Genomic DNA, 18,848 nt, shown 5'->3' with positions numbered 1-18,848 from the left:
GCTTTTGCTCCTCACCATGCTACTGCACCGCCCGCCGCAGGCGCGTAGGTGGTCTCCGACTAGAGGAACTGCCGCACCAGCGCCACGAGCGCCACGACGACGATGACGGCCCGCAAGACCTGGTTCGGCAGGCGCTTGGCCACCTGCGCGCCGACCAGGCCGCCGACGAGTCCCCCGGCCGCGACGACCGCCACCCCGATCCAGAGGATCTCGGCGCCGAAGAAGGCCCAGGCGATGAGGTAGACCAGCGCGGCGGTGACGTTGACGAACAGGGACAAGAAATTCTTCACCGGGTTGATGGCCTTGAGGCTGCGCCCGGTCATCACCGACAGGATGGCCATATACAAAATGCCCTGGGCCGCGGTGAAATAGCCGCCGTAAACCGCGGCCAACCCCATGGGGGCTACCACCCGGGGCCGGCGGTAGGCCCCGCCCACCTCAGCGCCGGAGGCGGCATCGTTAGCCGTGCCTTGCCCGGACTGGGAGCGCCCGGAAAGCCACCGGGTCAACCGCGGCTGGAAGGTCACCATTACCAGTGCCACGACGATGAGGATGGGGATGACGAAGTCGAGGGCATCCGACGGCGAGGCTAGCAACAGCAGGGAGCCGGCGGCCGAGGCCACAATGGTCACCACCACCAGCGGGCCCAGGTAGGGCAACTCGCGCCGGATTTCTTTACGGAAACCCCACGCTGAGCCCACCGACGCGAACATCATGCCGGTGGTGTTGGTGCGCACCGCCACCCCCGGCGGCACGCCCAGGGCCAGCAAGACCGGCAGGGTGAGCAAGGAGCCCGAGCCCACCGCGGAGTTGATAATCCCGGCCAGCACGGCCATAGCGAAAAGCAAAGCACCGCTAACAATGGACATGTTGGGCTCCTCTCCTTGGGGGATACTTACGCGGGCGGTTTAACGTGTCTCACATAGTAGTGCGCGCACGCTGCGTTTTCGCTATTAGTTTCCCCGGAAAGAAATTTATAGGCGGGGCGTCTATTGAGACTTGCGACACCCGGCGGGTAGTATTTACGGGAAAACAAACCGTATTAACCGCGCTAGCCACAGAAAGAATTGTCTACTATCATGTCCTTCCTCATCCGCGTTCTTCTTCCCGACACCCCGGGCAGTTTAGGCCAACTGGCCGACGCGATCGGCATGGTAGACGGCAATATTCAGTCGGTCGATATTGTTGAAAACTTCCCCGATGGCACCGTCATGGACGACATCGTGGTGGAGCTCGCCGCCGGCGGCATGGCCGATTCGCTCATTACGGCCGCCAGCACCGTCGACGGCGTCGAGGTGGATTCCATCCGCCCGTTCTCGGGCCGGGTGGATCGCCGCGGCCAGATTGCGCTGCTGGCCCGCGTGGCCTCCCACCTGCACGACGTGCGCGCGGCGATGACCGAGGTGGTCGCCGCCATCCCGAAGGCGCTGACCTCGACATGGGCCATCGTCATCGATAACAACGAGCCGATCCACCGCATCGCCAGCTCGGACGCCGCCCCGGAGGACGACGGGACGACCCCGCACGACATCGACGTCACCCAGGCCCGCGCTCTTAACCCAGAGGCCGATTCCTGGATCCCGGCCTCCTGGTCCCTGTTGGACTCGGCGCTGGCCGCCGCCCCCATCGGCGATACCGGCCTGGTCATGGCCATCGGCCGCACCGGCGGGCCCGATTATCTGGCCTCCGAGGTCGAGCACCTCGGCAACCTGGGCACCATCCTGGGCGCTTTCTTGAGCGACGGCCACGCGGGCACCGCGGACTAGTCCAGCAGCCGGCGCAGTCCTTCCGCCGCGCTATCCACTACGGTCCCGGCGGCGGCCTGTACGTCCCGCGGGGCCCAGGGGAAGGAGAAGGCCTGGCGGGAGAGCTGGAACATGGACAGATCGTTCCAGGAATCCCCGAAGCTGTAGATTTCCATCTCCTCCCGGTCCCAGCCGGCGTGCCGGGCCAACCATTCCACGCCGGCCCCCTTGGTGGTCCCGGCCGGCAGGATGTCCACGAAACCCTGGTTCTTAGTGGACTCGACCTCGTAATTGTCCAGCACCCAGCGGTGAATCTCGTCCTGGACCTGCGGGTTATCCGGCGTCCAGGTCGCCACGGCCACGAAGTCCTGGTCCGGGATGGTCTCCGGCGTCGCGTAGGCGACCTGGGTGATAACCCCGGTGCCTTCCGTGCTCACGCACTCGCGGAAGCAATAGTCCAGCCCGGTATGGGAAATCCCGTAGACGTTAGTGCCGGGGCGCTCGGCCAGGCTGCGGACCAGCTGGGTCACCGTCTCCTTGTCCAGGCCGGCGCGGTGGACGACCTGCCGGTTCTTGTCCGCGATGATCGCCCCGGTAACCAGGATGGAGTAGTCGAATTCCACCCCGGAGCCGGCCAGCGCCCGGTAGGCCTCGTTGTAAGACTTACCGGTCGCCGCGACCGCGATATTGCCGGCCGCCTGCCACTCGGCGATGGCCTCGGCAATATCCGGGGCGAGCCCGTCCGGGAAGTAGATGGTCCCGTCGAAATCGAAAGCGGCAATCTTCATGCAGTTGGTCCTTCCTCCAGGCTTCGGCGGTAACGCTTGCGGCGTCTTAAGCCTCCAGCCTATCCGTCGGCGTCTTCGCCGGCCGGCGCGCCATGAGCTAGCAGGTCCTCGAAGCCGGCCTCATCCAGGATGGGCACGCCCAGGTCCTGGGCCTTTTGTTCCTTAGAACCGGCGTTCTCCCCGGCGACCAAAAAGTCCGTCTTCTTCGACACGGAGCCGGTGGCCTTCCCGCCGCGGCTGACGATGGCCTCCTTGGCCTCGTCGCGGCTGTAGCCTTCCAGGGTGCCGGTGACCACGATGGTCAGCCCCTCCAGGGTCTGGGGGCGGCGGGATTCGGCGGCGATCTCCATGCGCACGCCCGCGGCGGCCCAGCGCTCGACGATGTTGACGTGCCAGTCGACCTCGAACCAGGACTTGAAGGACTCGGCGATGATAGTGCCCACGCCCTCGGTCTCCGCCAGTTCCTCGACGTTGGCGGCGCGCAGTGCTTCCATCGAGCCGTAGCGGGTGGCCAGCGCCCGCGCCGCGATGGGCCCGACGTGACGGATGGACAGGGCCACGAGCACGCGCCAGAAGTCGCGCTCCTTGGCCTCGCCGAGGTTGTCCAGTAGCGCACGGCCGACCGTGTTGACCGCGATGTTGTCCGCGGACTTCGGCCCCTTGGCCTTCTTGTCCGCCTTGGAGGTGTAGACGTCGGAGGCCAACAGCTTTTCCTCGGTCAGCTCGAACAGCTCGGCCTCGTCTTCCAGGATGCCCTGTTCGATGAGATCCCAGGCGCCCTTCTCCCCCAGCGCCTCGATATCGAGCGCCTTGCGGGAGGCCAAGTATTCTAGCCGCGCCGACAGCTGCGCCGGGCACGAGCGGGTGTTCGGGCAGCGCCAGTCGGCGTCGCCCTCTTTTTGCGGCGCGAGCGGCGTCCCGCAGGAGGGGCAGTTGTCCGGGAAGGTCCACTCGACCTCGCTGCCGTCGCGGGCCTCGACGACCGGCCCCAAGACCTCGGGGATAATTTCGCCCGCCTTGCGGATGACCACGGTGTCGCCCACCAGCACGCCCTTGCGTTTGACCTCGGACTGGTTGTGCAAGGTGGCCATGGAGACCGTCGAGCCGGAGACGAAGACGGGATCCATCACCGCGAACGGGGTCACGCGCCCGGTGCGGCCCACGCCGACCTGGATATCCCGCAGGACGGTGGTGACCTCCTCGGGCGGGTACTTGTAGGCAATCGCCCAGCGCGGTGCCCGGGAGGTCGCGCCCAGCTGGCGCTGGGAGGCCAAGTCGTCGACCTTGACCACCAGCCCGTCCATCTCGAAGATGGCGTCGTGGCGGTGATCGGCCCAGTAGTTCACGCGCTCGATTACTTCTTCCGCCGAGTGCACCTGCTCGGTGTACGGCGAGACCGGCAGCCCCCAGGCCGCCAGGGCTTGGTAGGCGTGGTACTGCGAATCCGGGCTGAAGCCCTCCCGGGCGCCGATGCCGTGGCAGACCATCTTCAGACGCCGCTTTTTCACCTCCGCCGGGTCCTTCATCCGCAGCCCGCCGGCCGCGGAGTTGCGCGGGTTGGCGAAGGCCGGCTTGCCGTCCTCGACGCGCTCGGCGTTGATCTCGGCGAAGTCTTCCGGCCGCATGTAGACCTCGCCGCGGACCTCGACCAGCTCCGGCACGGGGAAGTCCGCGGTGTCCTGCAGCTGCTGCGGGATATCCTCGATGACCCGGGCGTTGGCCGTAATGTCCTCGCCGACCTGGCCGTCGCCGCGGGTGGCCGCGGAGACGAGGCGCCCGGAACGGTAGACCAAGTCGATGGAGAGCCCATCGATCTTCAGCTCGGTCAGGTAGGTCTTCGCCGGGGTGCGGGTCAGCCAGTCGCGCATCTCCGCCTCGCTGAAGACGTTGTCCAGGCTCATCATGCGCTCGAGGTGTTCGACGTCAGCGAACGGCGAGGCCGCGCCCACCTCCCGCGTCGGCGAGTCCGGGACCGCCAGCTCCGGGTGCTTTTCCTCCAGTTCCTGCAGGCGGCGGAAAAGCTGGTCGAAGTCGGCGTCCGGGATGACCGGCTGCTCGTTGTAATAGAGCTGACGATGCCGCCGTACTTCCTGGGCGAGCTCGTTCCATTCGCGTTGCACATCTGCTGGATTAGTCACGGTGCCCCAGTCTAGTCGCCGCGCCGACGCTTCCCGCCCGGCGGGTAAATTCGCAGCGTTTGGCCAGCCAGCCGCGTGTGTCCGGGGTGGCGACTAAGGTTAAGCCCATGAACTTCGACGCGACCCGCATGCTCTCCTTTGACCTGGAAACCACCTCGACCGATCCCCGCTCCGCCCGCATCGTTACCTCCGCGCTGGTCACCATTGACGGCCGCCACGTGGAAAAGAAGGAGATGCTGGCCGATCCCGGCGTCGAGATCCCCGAGGCCGCCGCCCAGGTCCACGGGATTACCACCGAAAAGGCCCGCGCCGAGGGCCGGCCGCACGACGAGGTCCTAGAAGAAACCGTAAGCGCCATCAAGCAGGCCTGGGACAACGGCCTGACCCTGGTGGTCTATAACGCGGCTTATGATCTCTCGGTCCTGCGGGCCCTGACCGGCGACTTCACCGTCACCGGCCCGGTCTACGACCCCTTCGTCATCGACCGTGTCATGGACAAGTGGCGCAAGGGCAAGCGCACCCTGGGCGCGGTCTGCGAACACTACGGCGTCAGCCTGGACAACGCGCACGAGGCCACCGCGGACGCCCTGGCCGCCGCACGGGTGGCCTGGAAGCAGGTCCGCCAGGTCTTCCCGGAGCTCGCCCAGAAGGACGTGGACGAGCTGATGGAGTTCCAGGCCGTGCGCTGGTACCACGACCGGATGGACTTCAAGAAGTACCTGGAGGGCAAGGGCCGGGATGCCGACAGCGTCTCCACCGCGTGGCCGATGATCAGCTAGGGCGCTACCGCCGAGGAGATCGCCGCCATCCCCAAGGCTCAGGAGTCTCCAGAGTCTCCAGAGTCTCCAGCGACTCCTCAAGTCTCCAAAATCTCCGTTTTCTCCAAAGTCTCCAGCTGATAGGATCCGGGTCATGTCTGCTCCTTCCCTCCCGCGGGACAACCCGTTCCGCCCGACCTTCGGCGCCGCTCCCCTGTATTGGGTCGGCCGCGAGGTCATCCTCCGTTCCTTCGAGCGCGCGCTCGTCGGCGCCGCCGGCACGCCCGGGCGCTCGCTGGTCATCAGCGGATCCCGCGGCATTGGCAAGACGGTCCTGCTCAACGAGCTCGAAGACCGCGCCCGCACGCAGGGCTGGATCGTGCTGCGCGCCTCCGGCCGCAGCCCCATCGTGGAAGATTTCGTGGAGACCACCATCCCCGCGGCCATTGAGGTCATCAGCCCGCGGCCGACCACGCGGGTTAAGCAGTTAGGCCTCGGCAAGGTGGCCAGCATCGGCTTCGACACCGACGACCAGGCGCCTTACAAGCACAACCTCAACACCCGGCTGCGCGAGTTGTCCGGCCACCTCACCGGCACCGGGATCCTCATCAGCATCGACGAGGCCCAGGACGCCTCCCTGGAGGATCTCACGACCATCGCCGTCGCCTACCAGGACCTAATCCGCGACGACTTCAACGTCGCGCTGGTGGTGGCGGGACTGCCCCAGGGCATCGACAAGCTGCTGAGCCTGCCGGGGGCGACCTTCCTGCGGCGCGCGGAAAAATACCTGCTGGGCCCCTTGAACCAGTCTCTGACGGCGGAGGCCTTTGAGCTGACCGCCCGCGACAGCGGAATCAGTTTCAGCCCGGCCGGCATCCAGGCCGCGGTGGAGCTCTCCCACGGCTACCCCTACCTCGTGCAGCTGGTCGGCTCCCTGGCCTGGCAGCAGGCGGATCTGCGCGCGGGCGGCGAGGACGGTGCCGTCATTACGGAGGCCGACGTCGCCGAGATTGCGCCCCAGGCCATTTCCCTGATGGGCACGCAGGTCCACCAGCCGGCGGTCAAGGAGCTCTCGCCGGCGCTGCGGGAATTCCTGGAGGCCATGGCCCAGGCCGCACCCACCGACCCGGTGGCGGTGCACGATATCGCCGCGTCGTTGGGCCGGACCCTGCGTTCCCTGTCGGGCACGCGCCAGCGGCTCATCGACGCCGATATCATCGAGGCACCCCGCTACGGCGAGCTCAACTTCACTCTGCCCTACCTGCGCGACTTCCTGTTGGCGCGGGATTCCGGCGGGCGGGTCAGCTAAAGATCCCCCGCGTCCCGCTCGAGCATCGCCGCCACTCGATAAGCCAGCCGGTAGTCCCTGGCGGGTGACTCCGGCCGGGCCGGGTAGACGTCCACCGCGTGGGTCAACAGCGTGCGCGGCAGGCCCAGCCGGTCCAGCAGGCGCGCGATAGCGATCGCTACGCCCCGGGCGGTATCCGGCTGGCCGGGCACTGCGTCAGCGGCCGTAATGCCGAGGCCGACGCGCGAGCCAGCATCCAGGTGCTGGCCCAGCCCGTCCAAGTCCCGGGGGTTAACCAGCTGCGGCAGGTCCAACAGCACCGTTTGCGCGGTGCGTGCCAGCTCCCACTGGGGCCTGTCAAGGTGCAGGTACTGGGAATCGAAGCGCGCCAGGGTATCCGCGGCGACTTCCGCGGGCACGGCCGCGATGTCGTCGAAGTCCGTCACCCCCGGCAGCGTGCCGGCCAGGATCTGGCCCAGGTAGGGCTCGTCGAGTTGCAGCACGACCTGCGCGCCGAAGCGGCGGGCCACGTCGGCGGAATGGCGGGCAAGGCCTTCTTGCAGACCGAGGAAGAGGTCGCGGCGCGCCCCACTATCAGTGATGACACGGTGCCCGTTGGCCAGCTCAATGGCGGCGGACAGGCTCCACGGCCCGACGGCCTGGATCTTGACTTCGGGCACGCTTTCGCCCCAGACGTCCTGGATTTCGTCCAGGTCGCGTTCCATCCGGTCCCAAGCCCGGCGGGTCAGCAGCTGCGGCCGGTCGGTCATCTGCCAGGCGCGCGGGCCGCGGTCGACCGCCACGAATTCCACCAGCCCGGCGGTGCGGCCGATAGCGTCCGAGCCCAGCCCGCGGTCGGGCAGCTGCGGCAGGTGCGGCAGGTCGCCGGTCTCCCCCAGCACGATGTCGGCGGCCTCCGGCATGGAGGTGCCGGGCATAGGGCCGAGCCCAAATCCAGTCACGCTGTCACCTTCTCCTTCGTGGGGCGCAGCCGCCTAGGCCGTCTCGCAAATGGTGCCGGAGCCCAAGACGATGTCGCCGAGCTCGTCCTCTGTCGGCAGGTAAAGCACGGCGGCCTGCCCCCGGGCCACGCCGGAGAGCTCGCCGTGCAGCTCCAGCCGCATGTAGTCGGCCGCGCGATCGATGTGCGCGGTGCACGGGACGACCGAGCCGTGGGCGCGCACCTGGACCTCGCACTCCAGCGTGCCGTCCATGGCCGGGTGCAGGTACTTGAGCCGGTCCGCGCCAATGGCGGTCACGGCCAAGTCCTCTCGCGCGCCGACGGTGACGGTGCCGGTGGCGGCGTCGATATCCGTGACGTAACGCGGCCGGCCGTCAGCGGCGGGCTGCTTGATGTCCAGGCCCTTGCGCTGGCCGATGGTGTAGTTCCAGGCGCCGTCGTGCGTTTTAAGCTCCTGGCCCTCCTGGTCCACAATCATGCCCGGGCGCAGGCCGATGCGCGCGCCCAGGAAGGCCTGGGTGTTGCCGTCGGGGATAAAGCAGATGTCGTAGGAATCCGGCTTCTTAGCGGTGGAAAAGCCGTGCGCGGCCGCCTCCTCGCGGATCTGCGGCTTCGGGGTGTCCCCGATGGGGAAATAGCAGTGCTCCAGCTCATCGGCGGAAATCACGCCCAGCACGTAGGACTGATCCTTGTTCTCGTCCTTGGAGCGGCGCATATAACCGTCCCGGTCCAGCGTCGCGTAGTGGCCGGTGGCCACCGCGTCGAAGCCCAAAGCCATGCCCTTTTGTAGCAGGGCCCGGAACTTGATCTTTTCGTTGCAGCGCAGGCAGGGGTTGGGGGTCTCGCCGCGTGCATAAGAGTCCACGAAGTCCCCGATGACCTCTTCCTTGAACTGCTCGGAGAAATCCCAGACATAGAACGGGATTCCCAGCTTGTCGCAGATGCGGCGGGCGTCGGCGGAGTCCTCCAGCGAGCAGCACCCGCGGGCCTTCTCACGCGTCTGCTGCGCGTCCTTGTGCAGCGCCAGGTGCACACCGACGACGTCGTGGCCCGCCTCGACCGCGCGGGCAGCCGCCACGGAGGAATCCACTCCGCCACTCATCGCCACCAGTACTCGCACGCCGCGCCACCTTTCTTCCTATCACTGCCGCCTGCCGGATTATCCAAAGCGGCTCAAAAGTCTACTCCCTCGGCCCAACGCAGGGATAATCCTCGCCATTCCCGGCCAGCGTCGGGCCGGAACCTCGGCCCGCTGGCCCCGGTGTCTACAGTAAGGGGTCATGGGTAGGAAACGGAACCGGAGCAGCCAGCCCGGCGAGGGCATCGTTGGCGTCTACGACATCGACACGGGCCAGGCCGAGGTCGTGGCGGATGAGTTCCGCCGGGACGGCTATATCCTCAACGTCAACGGCGTGCCCAGCAGCCACATCGTGCTCGGCTCCCCGGGCGAGCTGGAGTTTGAGTACATGCGCTGGATCGCCGCCGCGGTCGAGGTGCTCAACCCCGTCGACCCGGCCGCGCTGCGCGTTACCCACCTGGGCGGGGCGGGCTGCTCGCTCCCCCGCTATTTCGCGGACCTGTGGCCGCGCTCGCGGCATACGGTCGTGGAGTTAGATGCCAAGCTCGCGGAGCTGACCCGCACGCTTTTCGATGTGCCCCGCGCGCCCACGGTCAAGATTCGAGCCGGTGAGGCCCGCGCGGAGACGATGGCCTTCCAGCCGGCCAGCCGGGATATCATCATCCGCGACGTCTTCGCCGGGGCCACCACCCCGCGCCCGCTGACCACGGTGGAGTTCTTCGCCGCGTGCCGAAACGCCCTGTCGGCCGCGGGCCTATACGTATCCAACTGCGGCGATCACTCAGATTTGCAGGGCGCCAAGGCGGAGCTGGCCGGCATGGCCGAGGTCTTCGACCACCTAGCCGTCATCGCCGATCCACCGATGCTCAAGGGCCGCCGCTACGGCAACATCATCCTGATTGGTTCCGCGACACCCCTGCCCGCGGCCGGATCACAAGAAGCCGCGGCGCTAGCCAAGCGGCTTCTAGGCGGGGCGGTCCCCGCCCACTACAAAGACGAGTCTTTCACCCGCAAGTTTATCGGCGGGGCTAGCCCACGACGCGACTAACGATGCCGGCCAGCTGCTGCACGTCCAGCTGCCCGCCGTTGGCCCCCGCGGCCGCAGCAGCCTGGGTAGCATCCGCGACCGTCTGGTCGTCGACTTCGATGCCGGCGGTGTGCCCGGCGTTTTCCAGCAGCAGCGCCAGGTCACCGACGGAGTAGTCGCCCGCGGCCATGGCTTCGAGCTGCTCGACCGGCAGGGCGCCCTCGGCGTTGAGCTTTTCCACGTAGCCGATAAGGCCCTCGGCGGCATCACGGTCGATGCCTGCCTCACCCGCGGCCTCGGCCAGCTGCGGCGCGGCGGCCACGCCGGCGGCGATGGCCAGGATGGCGGCGACCAGGGCGGTCGAGTCCTTGCCCAGGTCCGGGGCGCCGGTTACCACGAGGTCCTCGAGGACCCCGCCGAAGTCGACGTAGTTGCCGGCGCTGAAGGAATCCAGCTGGGCGTGGGTGCCGTTGAACAGGTTCATGTCCACCTGGGTGGGGATGCCAGCAACCTTGCCGGAGCCGGAGCGCTGCCAGAAGGACAGCTTGTCCCAGCCGCCGACCGGCTGCGGGGCCGCGTCCTGGTAGGCGGCCAGCCACAGCGGGTACTCCGCGAACTGGGTGGTATTACCCATCTCCACTTCCCAGAAGTACTTGTAGGTGTAGATCATCGGGGTCCGGCCGGTCAGCCGCTTGAGCTCATCGGTGAATTCGCGGACCCAGGCCTGCATCTGCTGCGGGTTCTTGCCGTCGGTGACCTCGATGTCGAGCACCGGCGGCAGCGACTGGTCCGCCACCAGGGCCAGCTGGGAGGCGAAGTGCGCGGCCTGCGTCTTCGCGTCCGTGTTTGGGCGCCCGTAGTGGTAGGCGCCGACCTTTAGCCCGCTGGCGGCCGCGGCGTTGGCGTCGACGGCGAAGTGCGGGTTGCTAAAGCCCTCGCCCTCGGAGGCCTTGACGAAAGCGAAGGACTGCCCGTCGGATTTCACCTGTCCCCAGTCGATGGGGGCTCCACCCGGGTGCTGGTGGGCGGCGACATCCACGCCGGCGGGCGCAGACGTGCTCATCGGCGCGGCGTTCGCGGGAGCGGCGGCGGTAGCGACGAGAGCGCTGGCGACAACGGCGGTCAGGGCGGACTTGAGCGACTTAGTGACGGTCATGCCGGCGAGTGTACCGACTAAACCACAATAGTCACACAAGTAACACGCGTTTCATTCTATTTTTCTTTCGCCGACCGCCGGGCTCGCTTCCACGTCTGCACCGCGGCCCAGGCCTGCCCGACGTTGAGCTCGGGCAGGTAGGCACTCGTCGCCGCCAGGCCGATGGCCAGCAGTTTCAGCTCGTCGTCGTAGCAGAGGAACCAGGGGCGCTCAGCCGGCAGAAATTTGCGCTTGCTGGCCGCCAGGGTCCGGAAGCCGTAGAGCGGCTCCAGCTCCTGGCCCACCCGGGACAACGCCTGATCCAGCCAGCTGGGATCCTCCGCCGCGCCGGCCAGCGGGGCGCCCGACAGGGAAATCCATTCGCAGCCGCGATCTGCGGCGATGATGAGCGCCTCGGAAATCAAAAGCTCCATCACGCCTTTAAAGCCGTCCGCGGCCCGGCGCATCACGTCCAGGGTGTAGCCGATTACCTGGCCGTCGCGACGGACCGGCAGCCAGCTGGTGACCCCGTGCAGCCTGCCTTCCTCATCGAGGGCGTAGAGCAGCTGGGTACCCGGAACCTGCATCTCCTTAAGGCCGCCCAAGGTAAATCCCATCTCCGGCAGGGCCTTGTCCGAAACCCACTCTTCGCTCAGCGCCGTGATTTTCGCCGCCACCGCGAGGTCGAGGTCGTGCCAGGTGGTCCAGACGGTATGCACCCCTTGCTTTGCCGCTTTGTTGCGCGCGGTGCGGATGTTCTGGAATTTCTTGCCCTTAAACTCGGTATTGGCGCAGCTGAGCACGGCCTCCTCCGCGACCTTGACGCGCTTGAGCTCGGGGTGGGCGTCGGCGAAATCTGCGTCGACGGAATACCAGGCAACGCTGAGTCCTTGGTGGTGGGCGAAGTCCTCGAACTTGCCGGCGATATCCGTCCCCGCCGGGCCTACGGGGGCGCCGACGGTCAGGGCAATCCCGCGCGCCGGACGGTAGGCCACGTAAGAATCGCCGTCGAAAAAGTAGCGGTTGCCTTCCCAAAGCGTCATAAACGACAAGTGGTCGCCGCAGGTAGCAGAGAGGATCTCCCGGGCGCGGGCGCGGTCGGCTGCATTTTCCGGATCCGCCGGGCGCGCGAAGCAGGTATACAGCTGCCAGGCTAGAACCGCCCAGGCGATGATGCCGACCCATTCATAGACCAGCCATCCCAGCCAGGTGGCCGGGACCACGAAGTGCGGCCCGATAAGCGCCACAACCGTCGGCAGGAAGCGCAGGGGCAGCTCTGCCAGTACGTCGCCCGCCGTATTGATGGTGATAAAGCCCTCTGGGTACAGCAGTGCCACGGCCACCCAGGTTCCCGCCCCGGCGAGCACGACGCCGGCCACTGACATCCCGGCCCGCCGCAGCAGCGCCGGGTTGGTCGCAACGTGGAAAAGCCGGCGGGTGGCGACCAGCACGGCCGTGGCCATAATCCACGGCAGCAGCACCAGCGCGAGGTTGATGACCAACAGGTCGACCTCGCCTGGGGCCCATAGCTGGGCCACCAGCACGCCCATCACGCAGACCTGGAAGGCCAGCGACAGCCACCAGGCCAGGCGGCGCCCGCGGACGAGCCCGAAGGCCAGCACCAGCTGCACGACAAACGGCATCAGGTTGGCCACCACCGGGCCTAGCCCGTGGGCCCGGGCGATATCGAGGGCGTTCAAGCACTCGTCGCTCAAGGGGCTGGCCGCGCACAGCTCGGCCACCTCAATCCGGGACAGATCCGCCGACCACAACAGCTGGGTGACCATACTAAAGGGCCCTTCGGCCAGCGGATCCAGGGCCACGAAGAAGGGGCCGACTGCCACTGAGAGCACCACGACCGCCACCAGCACGCGCCGCTCGGCCACCGAGGCCTCCACCCGGTGGGGCCGGTACAACGCCTGCCCGGCCGCCAGTCCCAGCGCCATGGCCACGACCGCCTGCACGTCCGCCAGGGTCCCGGAGTACAACACGAACGTCAGCGTCAGGGCGATGATGCTCAGGCGCAACCGGCGGCGCCACAGACGCGGCATCTGGGCGGAGGAAAACGCCGCCGCCCCCGCGATGAAGCCCACCGGGGTCAGGAAGCTGGCGTGCAGCAGGTCGTCGCCCCACTGGTTCAGCCCGGCCAGCTCCACCCCACGGGCGGCGTAGACGGCCAGCGGGGTGGAAACTACTTGCGCGACCACCCCGACGGCGGCGTAGCGCAGCGAGCCCAGCTGCCCTTCCGCCGGCACACCCCAGGCCAGGGCCAAGATTGTCAGCACCACGGCCCCGCCAGCGTGGCCGGCAGTCAAGCCGATGGTCTGGATTCCCTCGACCGGCCAAATCTGCAGGCCCCACATCACCGCCAGCACCGCCAGCGTCACCGGGAAGCGGGGCAGGGTTTTGAAAACCCCCACCAGTGCGTTTTTAAGCACGGACATCCTTATCCTCAATTCCGTCGAAGGGGTCCTTGTCGATCCTCATCCCGCCGCGTTGCGCGGCCCAGGCGAGCACTTCCCGCAAGGCCGGGCGCCAGACCTGGAAGCTGTGCCCGCCGGGGCGGGTGCCGTTATAGGTGCGCATCCCCGCCGCGCGGGCCTGCTGGGACAAGGTGCTGAGTGCCTCGACCGCAGCGTGGTCGTCCTCCCCGGCGATGAAGACGGCGGCCAGCCCCGGGTAGCGGTTCTGCTTGAGCAGGTAGGCGGGGTCCTGGGCCTGGAAGGCCTTCTCGTCGCCGCCGAAGAACTTGTCGACGGTGGCCTGATGACTGCCGATAGTCGGCTCGGCCTCTCCGGAGATATCCACGATGGAGCCGTACGCGGTGGGCTGGTTGGTGGCGATCTGCAGCGCGCAGGTGCCTCCGTAGCTTAAGCCGGCAACGGTCCAGTGGGATTGATCCGCGTCCACGCGGAAGGCCTGCTTGATCCCGGCGGGCACGTCTTGGGACAGGTAGGTCATGACGTGGGCCTGGCGGGAATCCGCGCAGATGGGGTTGGCGGTCTCCGAGCCGGTGGCATCGACGGCCACGATGATCGGGCTGCGCCCATCGTTGGCGGCTTGGAACTGGTCGGCGGTCTGGGCCGCCTCGCCGGAGCCGAACCACTGGTCGGGCCCGCCCGGGTTGCCGTGGAGCAGCACCACGACCGGGAGGTTCTCGCCGCGCCAGTAGGCCGGCGGGACATAGGCGATGGCTTCGCGCGCCGCGAACTGCGAGCGCGTGCCCGGCAGGTCCAGGTGGACGAGCGCAGCGTCCTGGAAGTCGCGGGCGGACTGGAATTCGGCCAGGCTCATTTCCCGGGCCACCGGCGTCGGGTCAAGCGAGCCGACGTCCGGGTAGGTCTGGTATTCGATGTTGACCAGGCCGACGGTGGCCAGCAGGGAGAAAACGCCGGCGAGCACGGTGGGCACCGTCGGCTTGCGGAGCAGGGCGGCCAGCGGGACGGCGGCGGCCGCCATGAGATAGAAAGGCACGTCCCAGCGCTGCAGGAAGAAGCCGGCGGCTATGCAGATGACCGCGGCTACGGCCACCGGCCACCAGCGGCGCTGCCACGCCACGACGCCGGCCGCGATAACCAGGATGCCGATGAAGATGGCGGCATCGACCGGTTCGGCCAGGGGCAGATCAGAAAGAAAGTTCACCCTCTAAACATAGAACTACCCCGCCCCGGAATCACTGGGGCTTAGCTGGGAATATACTAGCTAAACGCTACGCGCGCGGCGGATGACCTCCGGCAGGTGCGCCAGGACGTAGTCCACGTCCTCGTCGCTGGTATTGCGGCCCAGCGTGAAGCGCAGGGAACCAATCCCCTCGCTTTCGGTCACACCCATGGCCTCGAGGACGTGGGACATGCGGTTGACCCCGGCCGAGCAGGCCGAGCCCGTCGAGGCCTCAATACCCAGCTGGTCGAGCAGCATGATGAGGCTGTCGCCGTCCGTGCCGGGGAAGGACACGTGCAGGTGCGACGGCAGCGCGGGCTCGCTGGAGTTGACCACGACGTCGTCGATCTCGCGCAGGATGCCCTCGCGCAGGCGGTCCCGCAGGGCACCCACGCGCGCGGACTCGGTGGGGATTTCGGCCACGGACTCTGCCAGCGCCGCGGCCAGGCCGGCCACGCTCGCCACGTCGACGGTGCCGGGGCGGATACCGCGCTCCTGGCCGCCGCCGTAGGCGATGGGCTGCGGCGCCGGGCTGCGGCGGGCCAGCAGCAGGCCGATGCCGCGGGGGCCGCCGAACTTGTGCGCGCTGGCCGCCAGGGTCGTCGCGCCCAGTTCCGCGAAGTTGATGGGCAGCTTGCCGACCACCTGCACCGCGTCGATGTGGACCGGCGTGCCCTGGGCGCTGGCGCGCGCCACGATTTCCTCGACCGGCTGGAGGGCGCCGATCTCGTTGTTGGCCCACATGCAGGTCGCCAGGTCCGCCGGCGTATCCAGGGGCCTAAGGTCGCTGACCCGCGAGTGCCGGTCGACCGGCAGCAGATCCACGCTCGCGCCCTGCTGTTCCAGGGTGGCCACCGTATCGCGCACCGCCGGGTGCTCGATCGGGGTGGACACGATTCGCCGGGTGCGCTTGTCCTGCGGGCCGCGCTCGGCGGCCCGGTAGAGGCCCTGGATGGCGATGTTGTCGGCTTCGGTGCCGGAGGCGGTGAAGACTACCTCGATGGGCTCGCAGCCCAGCAGCTCGGCGACCTTCTCGCGGGCGTCGTCGAGCACCGAACGGGACTTGCGCCCGGAGGCGTACTGGGCGCCCGAGTTGACGCTGCCGGCGGCTGCCACCCAGGCATCGATGGCTGCCTGGCGCATGGGCTGGGTCGCCGCGTAATCGAAATAGTGGGACATTTTAGGCGCGATTCTTCAGCTGTTCGGTCAGCGCCGGGGCGATCTCGTGCAGGTCCCCGACCACGCCCAGATCGGCGATCTGGAAGAAGGGCTCGTCCTGGTCCTGGTTGACCACGACGATGTTCTTGGCCGTCTGCATGCCCGAGGTGTGCTGGATGGCGCCGGAGATACCCAGGCCGATGTAGAGGTCCGGGGTCACGGTCACGCCGGTCTGCCCGATCTGGTAGGCCGCGTCGTAGAAGCCCTCGTCGACGGCGTCGCGGGTAGCGCCCACGGCCGCGCCCAGGGCATCGGCAAGGGGCCCGACGACGGCGGCGAACTCGTCGCCCACGCCGCGGCCGCCGGCGACCACGGTGGCGGCCGACGGCAGGTCCGGGCGGGCGGACTTCTCGGCCGGGGTAAAGGACTCGACCTTGACGTCACGGTCGGTGGCGGCCGGCAGCTGCATGGCGGCGACCTCGCCGACGCTGGCCTCGGCCTCGGCGGTCACGCTGCCCGGCAGCAGGGTGTAGATCGGGCAGGCACCAGCCGCGGTGGCGTAAGCGTCGTAGGAGCCACCGAAGATGGCGTGCTGGGCCGCGCCGTCCGGGCGGATGCCGGAGACGTTCGACAGCACGCCGGAGGCCAGGCGCGCGGCCACGCGGCCGGCGATCTCGTTGCCGGTCGCGGACGCGGCGATCAGGATGGGAGCCGGGTTGGCCGCGCCCAGCCCGTGCAGGGCGTCGACCTCGGGGGTCAGCAGGCGGGAATCGTAATCAGCGGCCTGGGCGTCGACCACCTGGGCCGCACCCCAGCGGGCCAGCTCCGGGGCCAGCTTGTCGCCGGTGCCGGCGGGGCCGACCACCACGGCGGAGACGGTGCCGAGCTGGCGGGCAGCGGTGATGAGCTCCCCGGTAACCGGGCTCAGCTGGCCTTCGGTGTGCTCGACCAAAACATAAACGTGAGACATGAAAAGAAAACTCCTTATAAGCGTGCGCGGAGAGCGGTGTTACAGCAGGTTCTTGGACTCGAGGAACTCAACAATCTTGGCGGCCTTCTCCTCGGCGGAGCCGGTCTCTACCAGCTCGCCGGCGGTCCGCGGCGGGCGCGGGGCGGCCTCGGTGACCTGGGTGGTCGCCGAGTTCAGGCCCACCTGCGCCGGGTCGACGCCGATGGCGGCCAGGTCCAGGGTGGTAATCGGGTGCTTCTTGGCCGCCATGAGGCCCTTGAAGTTCGGGAAGCGCGGCTTGTCGGCCTTGTCGCCCACGGCGATAAGCGCCGGCAGCGGGGCGGACAGCTCCCAGGTGCCGCGGTGATCCTCGCGGGTGCCACGCACGGTGCCGTCGGCCAGGCTCACCGCGTGCAGCTCCGTGAGCGCCGGAATCTGGCGGTACTCAGCCAGCAGGCCAGCCAGCAGGCCCGTCTGCGAGTCGGAGGCGTCCGTACCCATGGTGATAAGGGCAACGTCGTCCAGGGTGTTGATGGCGTTGCTCAGCGCCCAGGCGGTACCGATGGCATCCGAGCCGGCCAGCGCCTCGTCGCTGACCAGGACCGCGTCGTCGGCGCCCATGGCCAGGGCCTTGCGCAGGGCCTCTTCCGCGCCGGCCGGCCCCATCGTCAGGGCCACCACGCGGTAACCGGCGTCCGGGTTCGCGTCGCGCAGCCGCAGCGCCTGTTCGACCGAATACTCGTTGACCTCATCAATGATGTTGTCCACCGCGTCGCGGTTTAGCGTGTTGTCGTCTTCCAACGTCTTAGTGGACCACGTATCGGGTACGTACTTGACCAGAGCCACGATAGTGGGCATGGGCATTCGACCTTTCCGTCAATTTGGTTTAAGCGTTCTAGAAACTTATTCTCCGCGCCATAGTAGTAGCGAAGGCGGGACTAATTCCATTGGCGTGGCTCACAGACCAGCGCCACGGCGCCGCGGCCGAGCCGCGTGACGACCACCGCCAGGGGGCGCGAGCCCCGCAGCTTCAGCTTCTTGCGCAGCTGGTCTGGGTCGATGTTGACGCCGCGGACGAGGATCTCCAGGCTGCCGACGTCCAGGGCTTTCAGACTAGAGCTCAGGCGCTTGAGACTCACCTGCTCAATGAATGGAAATCCCGACCGGCCCGGCGGGATTGACTCCCCCGTCAGGTAGGCGATCTTCTCGTCCAGCTGCCACAGCCCGTGCCGCGCCGCGTAGTGCTTGACGAGTCCGGCGCGCACCACCGCGCCGTCCGGGTCCACGATGTAGCGGCCCACCTCCCCGGCCGCCGGCAGCTCGTCCGGGGAGAAATCGGCGCTGCTGATGGTCTCCTCCCCGGCACCCGACTCGCCCGCGGCGCCGCTGCGCAGCAGCCAGGCCGCGCGCACCGGCTGGCCGTCTGCGGCCGGGTGCTCTGCCAGGCCCGGGGTATACAGGCAGGCCTCCTTGACCGCGCCGTCGACGCTGGCGACGACCACCGGCCCGGCCCACTCGCTGTAGTCCAGGCCGGGCGCGCACTTGACGGCCATCTCGCGGCCCGGGTAGGCGGCCAGCAAGTCCGGCAGGGCCGGCAGCAACTGTTCCGGCTTGGTGATGCGCTGTCCGCCGGCCCGCCGGGCCGGGTCCGCCACGACCACGCCCCGCGCGCTCACCGGCGCCAAGGCGTCGGCGACCACGAAGGGCAGATCGGGCACGTTGTGCCGGGCCATGGCCACGCGCGTTTTGTCCAGGTCGCTGCCCAGGTAGCCGATGCCGGCCGCCCGCAGCGCCGGGGCCTCCGTGCCCACCGAGCAGGTGACGTCGTGAACGAAGTCCGCTCCCAGCCGCGACAGGTGCCGGGCCCGGGCGCGGGCCACCGGGGCCGGGGTGGCCTGCTGGGCGGCGTCGACGTCGCTGAGCCAGGTGGCCGGAAATTTTCCGGTGCGCACGGCGCGGCGGCGGGCATCGGCCAGCTCCCCCACCGCGCGCCCGTGCTCGCCGAAGCGCTCGCGCAACAACTGGGCCTCGGCCAGCGCCTTAGCCCGGGTTCCCTCCAGTTGCTCACTGACCTGCCGGATTTCGGCGGCATGATCCTGGAAGAACCGGATGTCGGCTAGTTCGAATGCCACGGTGCAGTTCGGCCTTTCTCAACGGGTCGGG

General features: G+C 68.2%; 16 protein-coding genes. 4 read left to right on the top strand and 12 right to left on the bottom strand.

The features are described 5' to 3' along the window. Positions 1-59: 59 nt before the first annotated feature. Entirely contained in the window at positions 60-869 is an 810-nt protein-coding gene (locus VVR85_RS04240; RefSeq protein WP_368519702.1) for a sulfite exporter TauE/SafE family protein, read from the bottom strand. 210 nt (positions 870-1,079) lie between these two features. Here VVR85_RS04240 and VVR85_RS04235 point away from each other — a divergent pair, with 210 nt between their 5' ends. Continuing rightward, positions 1,080-1,766, top strand: a complete 687-nt coding sequence (locus VVR85_RS04235) for an amino acid-binding ACT domain protein (protein WP_368519701.1) — start codon at positions 1,080-1,082, stop codon at positions 1,764-1,766. Here VVR85_RS04235 and VVR85_RS04230 read toward each other — a convergent pair. Together VVR85_RS04230 and ligA are read right to left on the bottom strand one after the other, a co-directional pair. After that, positions 1,763-2,533 (bottom strand): HAD-IIB family hydrolase, encoded by a 771-nt coding sequence (locus tag VVR85_RS04230; RefSeq protein ID WP_368519700.1) that lies wholly within the window; start codon positions 2,531-2,533, stop codon positions 1,763-1,765. The genes VVR85_RS04235 and VVR85_RS04230 overlap by 4 nt on opposite strands. Positions 2,534-2,592: 59 nt before the next feature. Beyond that, the gene (ligA, locus tag VVR85_RS04225) at positions 2,593-4,671 is read right to left on the bottom strand and encodes an NAD-dependent DNA ligase LigA (protein WP_368519699.1); all 2,079 of its coding nucleotides are present in this window, start codon (positions 4,669-4,671) and stop codon (positions 2,593-2,595) included. A gap of 107 nt (positions 4,672-4,778) precedes the next feature. Between ligA and VVR85_RS04220 the strand changes: the two genes are divergently transcribed. Both VVR85_RS04220 and VVR85_RS04215 read left to right on the top strand, forming a co-directional pair. After that, on the top strand, positions 4,779-5,450 hold the full coding sequence (locus tag VVR85_RS04220) for a 3'-5' exonuclease (RefSeq protein ID WP_368519698.1): 672 nt from the start codon (positions 4,779-4,781) through the stop codon (positions 5,448-5,450). Between the two features lie 133 nt (positions 5,451-5,583). Further along, positions 5,584-6,738 (top strand): AAA family ATPase, encoded by a 1,155-nt coding sequence (locus tag VVR85_RS04215; RefSeq protein ID WP_368519697.1) that lies wholly within the window; start codon positions 5,584-5,586, stop codon positions 6,736-6,738. On the opposite strand, the gene VVR85_RS04210 is transcribed toward VVR85_RS04215, so the two are convergent. Continuing rightward, on the bottom strand, positions 6,735-7,679 hold the full coding sequence (locus VVR85_RS04210; RefSeq protein WP_368519696.1) for a methionine synthase: 945 nt from the start codon (positions 7,677-7,679) through the stop codon (positions 6,735-6,737). The two genes, VVR85_RS04215 and VVR85_RS04210, sit on opposite strands and share 4 nt — an antisense overlap. Before the next feature lie 33 nt (positions 7,680-7,712). Further along, the gene (gene mnmA, locus VVR85_RS04205) at positions 7,713-8,798 is read right to left on the bottom strand and encodes a tRNA 2-thiouridine(34) synthase MnmA (RefSeq protein WP_368519695.1); all 1,086 of its coding nucleotides are present in this window, start codon (positions 8,796-8,798) and stop codon (positions 7,713-7,715) included. 160 nt (positions 8,799-8,958) lie between these two features. Between mnmA and VVR85_RS04200 the strand changes: the two genes are divergently transcribed. Beyond that, positions 8,959-9,804, top strand: a complete 846-nt coding sequence (locus tag VVR85_RS04200) for a spermidine synthase (protein WP_368519694.1) — start codon at positions 8,959-8,961, stop codon at positions 9,802-9,804. Here the strand turns inward: VVR85_RS04200 and VVR85_RS04195 are convergent. The 7 genes from VVR85_RS04195 to VVR85_RS04165 all read right to left on the bottom strand — a co-directional run bounded on the left by VVR85_RS04195 (position 9,785) and on the right by VVR85_RS04165 (position 18,817). Next, a complete protein-coding gene (locus VVR85_RS04195) occupies positions 9,785-10,939 on the bottom strand; it encodes a glycoside hydrolase family 25 protein (protein WP_368519693.1) in 1,155 nt (384 codons plus the stop codon). The two genes, VVR85_RS04200 and VVR85_RS04195, sit on opposite strands and share 20 nt — an antisense overlap. Before the next feature lie 56 nt (positions 10,940-10,995). After that, positions 10,996-13,356 carry a bifunctional lysylphosphatidylglycerol flippase/synthetase MprF gene (locus VVR85_RS04190; protein WP_368519692.1) on the bottom strand — a complete coding sequence of 787 codons (2,361 nt, stop codon included), beginning with the start codon at positions 13,354-13,356 and terminating at the stop codon, positions 10,996-10,998. Beyond that, positions 13,349-14,560, bottom strand: coding sequence for an alpha/beta hydrolase (locus tag VVR85_RS04185; protein ID WP_368519691.1), 1,212 nt, complete (start codon positions 14,558-14,560; stop codon positions 13,349-13,351). The genes VVR85_RS04190 and VVR85_RS04185 overlap by 8 nt, the downstream gene beginning before the upstream one ends. Before the next feature lie 60 nt (positions 14,561-14,620). Next, positions 14,621-15,757 carry a cysteine desulfurase family protein gene (locus VVR85_RS04180; protein ID WP_368519690.1) on the bottom strand — a complete coding sequence of 379 codons (1,137 nt, stop codon included), beginning with the start codon at positions 15,755-15,757 and terminating at the stop codon, positions 14,621-14,623. Position 15,758: 1 nt separating this feature from the next. Further along, a complete protein-coding gene (locus VVR85_RS04175) occupies positions 15,759-16,706 on the bottom strand; it encodes an electron transfer flavoprotein subunit alpha/FixB family protein (protein WP_368519689.1) in 948 nt (315 codons plus the stop codon). A gap of 39 nt (positions 16,707-16,745) precedes the next feature. After that, a complete protein-coding gene (locus VVR85_RS04170) occupies positions 16,746-17,543 on the bottom strand; it encodes an electron transfer flavoprotein subunit beta (RefSeq protein WP_368519688.1) in 798 nt (265 codons plus the stop codon). Positions 17,544-17,623: 80 nt separating this feature from the next. Beyond that, complete coding sequence (locus tag VVR85_RS04165) at positions 17,624-18,817, bottom strand: THUMP-like domain-containing protein (protein WP_368519687.1); 1,194 nt, start codon at positions 18,815-18,817, stop codon at positions 17,624-17,626. Positions 18,818-18,848: the final 31 nt, after the last annotated feature.

It is taken from the genome of Corynebacterium sp. LK2590 (assembly GCF_040946105.1).
GTDB lineage: Bacteria > Actinomycetota > Actinomycetes > Mycobacteriales > Mycobacteriaceae > Corynebacterium.
This window is presented reverse-complemented; position numbering and strand designations above follow the sequence as displayed.

Bases quoted from the DNA above. Each gene is read 5' to 3' on its own strand.
- VVR85_RS04175 (WP_368519689.1), bottom strand. From the start codon at position 16,706: ATGTCTCACGTTTATGTTTTGGTCGAGCACACCGAAGGCCAGCTGAGC.
- VVR85_RS04170 (WP_368519688.1), bottom strand. From the start codon at position 17,543: ATGCCCACTATCGTGGCTCTGGTCAAGTACGTACCCGATACGTGGTCC.
- VVR85_RS04195 (WP_368519693.1), bottom strand. From the start codon at position 10,939: ATGACCGTCACTAAGTCGCTCAAGTCCGCCCTGACCGCCGTTGTCGCC.
- VVR85_RS04235 (WP_368519701.1), top strand. From the start codon at position 1,080: ATGTCCTTCCTCATCCGCGTTCTTCTTCCCGACACCCCGGGCAGTTTA.
- VVR85_RS04200 (WP_368519694.1), top strand. From the start codon at position 8,959: ATGGGTAGGAAACGGAACCGGAGCAGCCAGCCCGGCGAGGGCATCGTT.
- VVR85_RS04220 (WP_368519698.1), top strand. From the start codon at position 4,779: ATGAACTTCGACGCGACCCGCATGCTCTCCTTTGACCTGGAAACCACC.
- VVR85_RS04230 (WP_368519700.1), bottom strand. From the start codon at position 2,533: ATGAAGATTGCCGCTTTCGATTTCGACGGGACCATCTACTTCCCGGAC.
- VVR85_RS04215 (WP_368519697.1), top strand. From the start codon at position 5,584: ATGTCTGCTCCTTCCCTCCCGCGGGACAACCCGTTCCGCCCGACCTTC.
- VVR85_RS04180 (WP_368519690.1), bottom strand. From the start codon at position 15,757: ATGTCCCACTATTTCGATTACGCGGCGACCCAGCCCATGCGCCAGGCA.
- VVR85_RS04240 (WP_368519702.1), bottom strand. From the start codon at position 869: ATGTCCATTGTTAGCGGTGCTTTGCTTTTCGCTATGGCCGTGCTGGCC.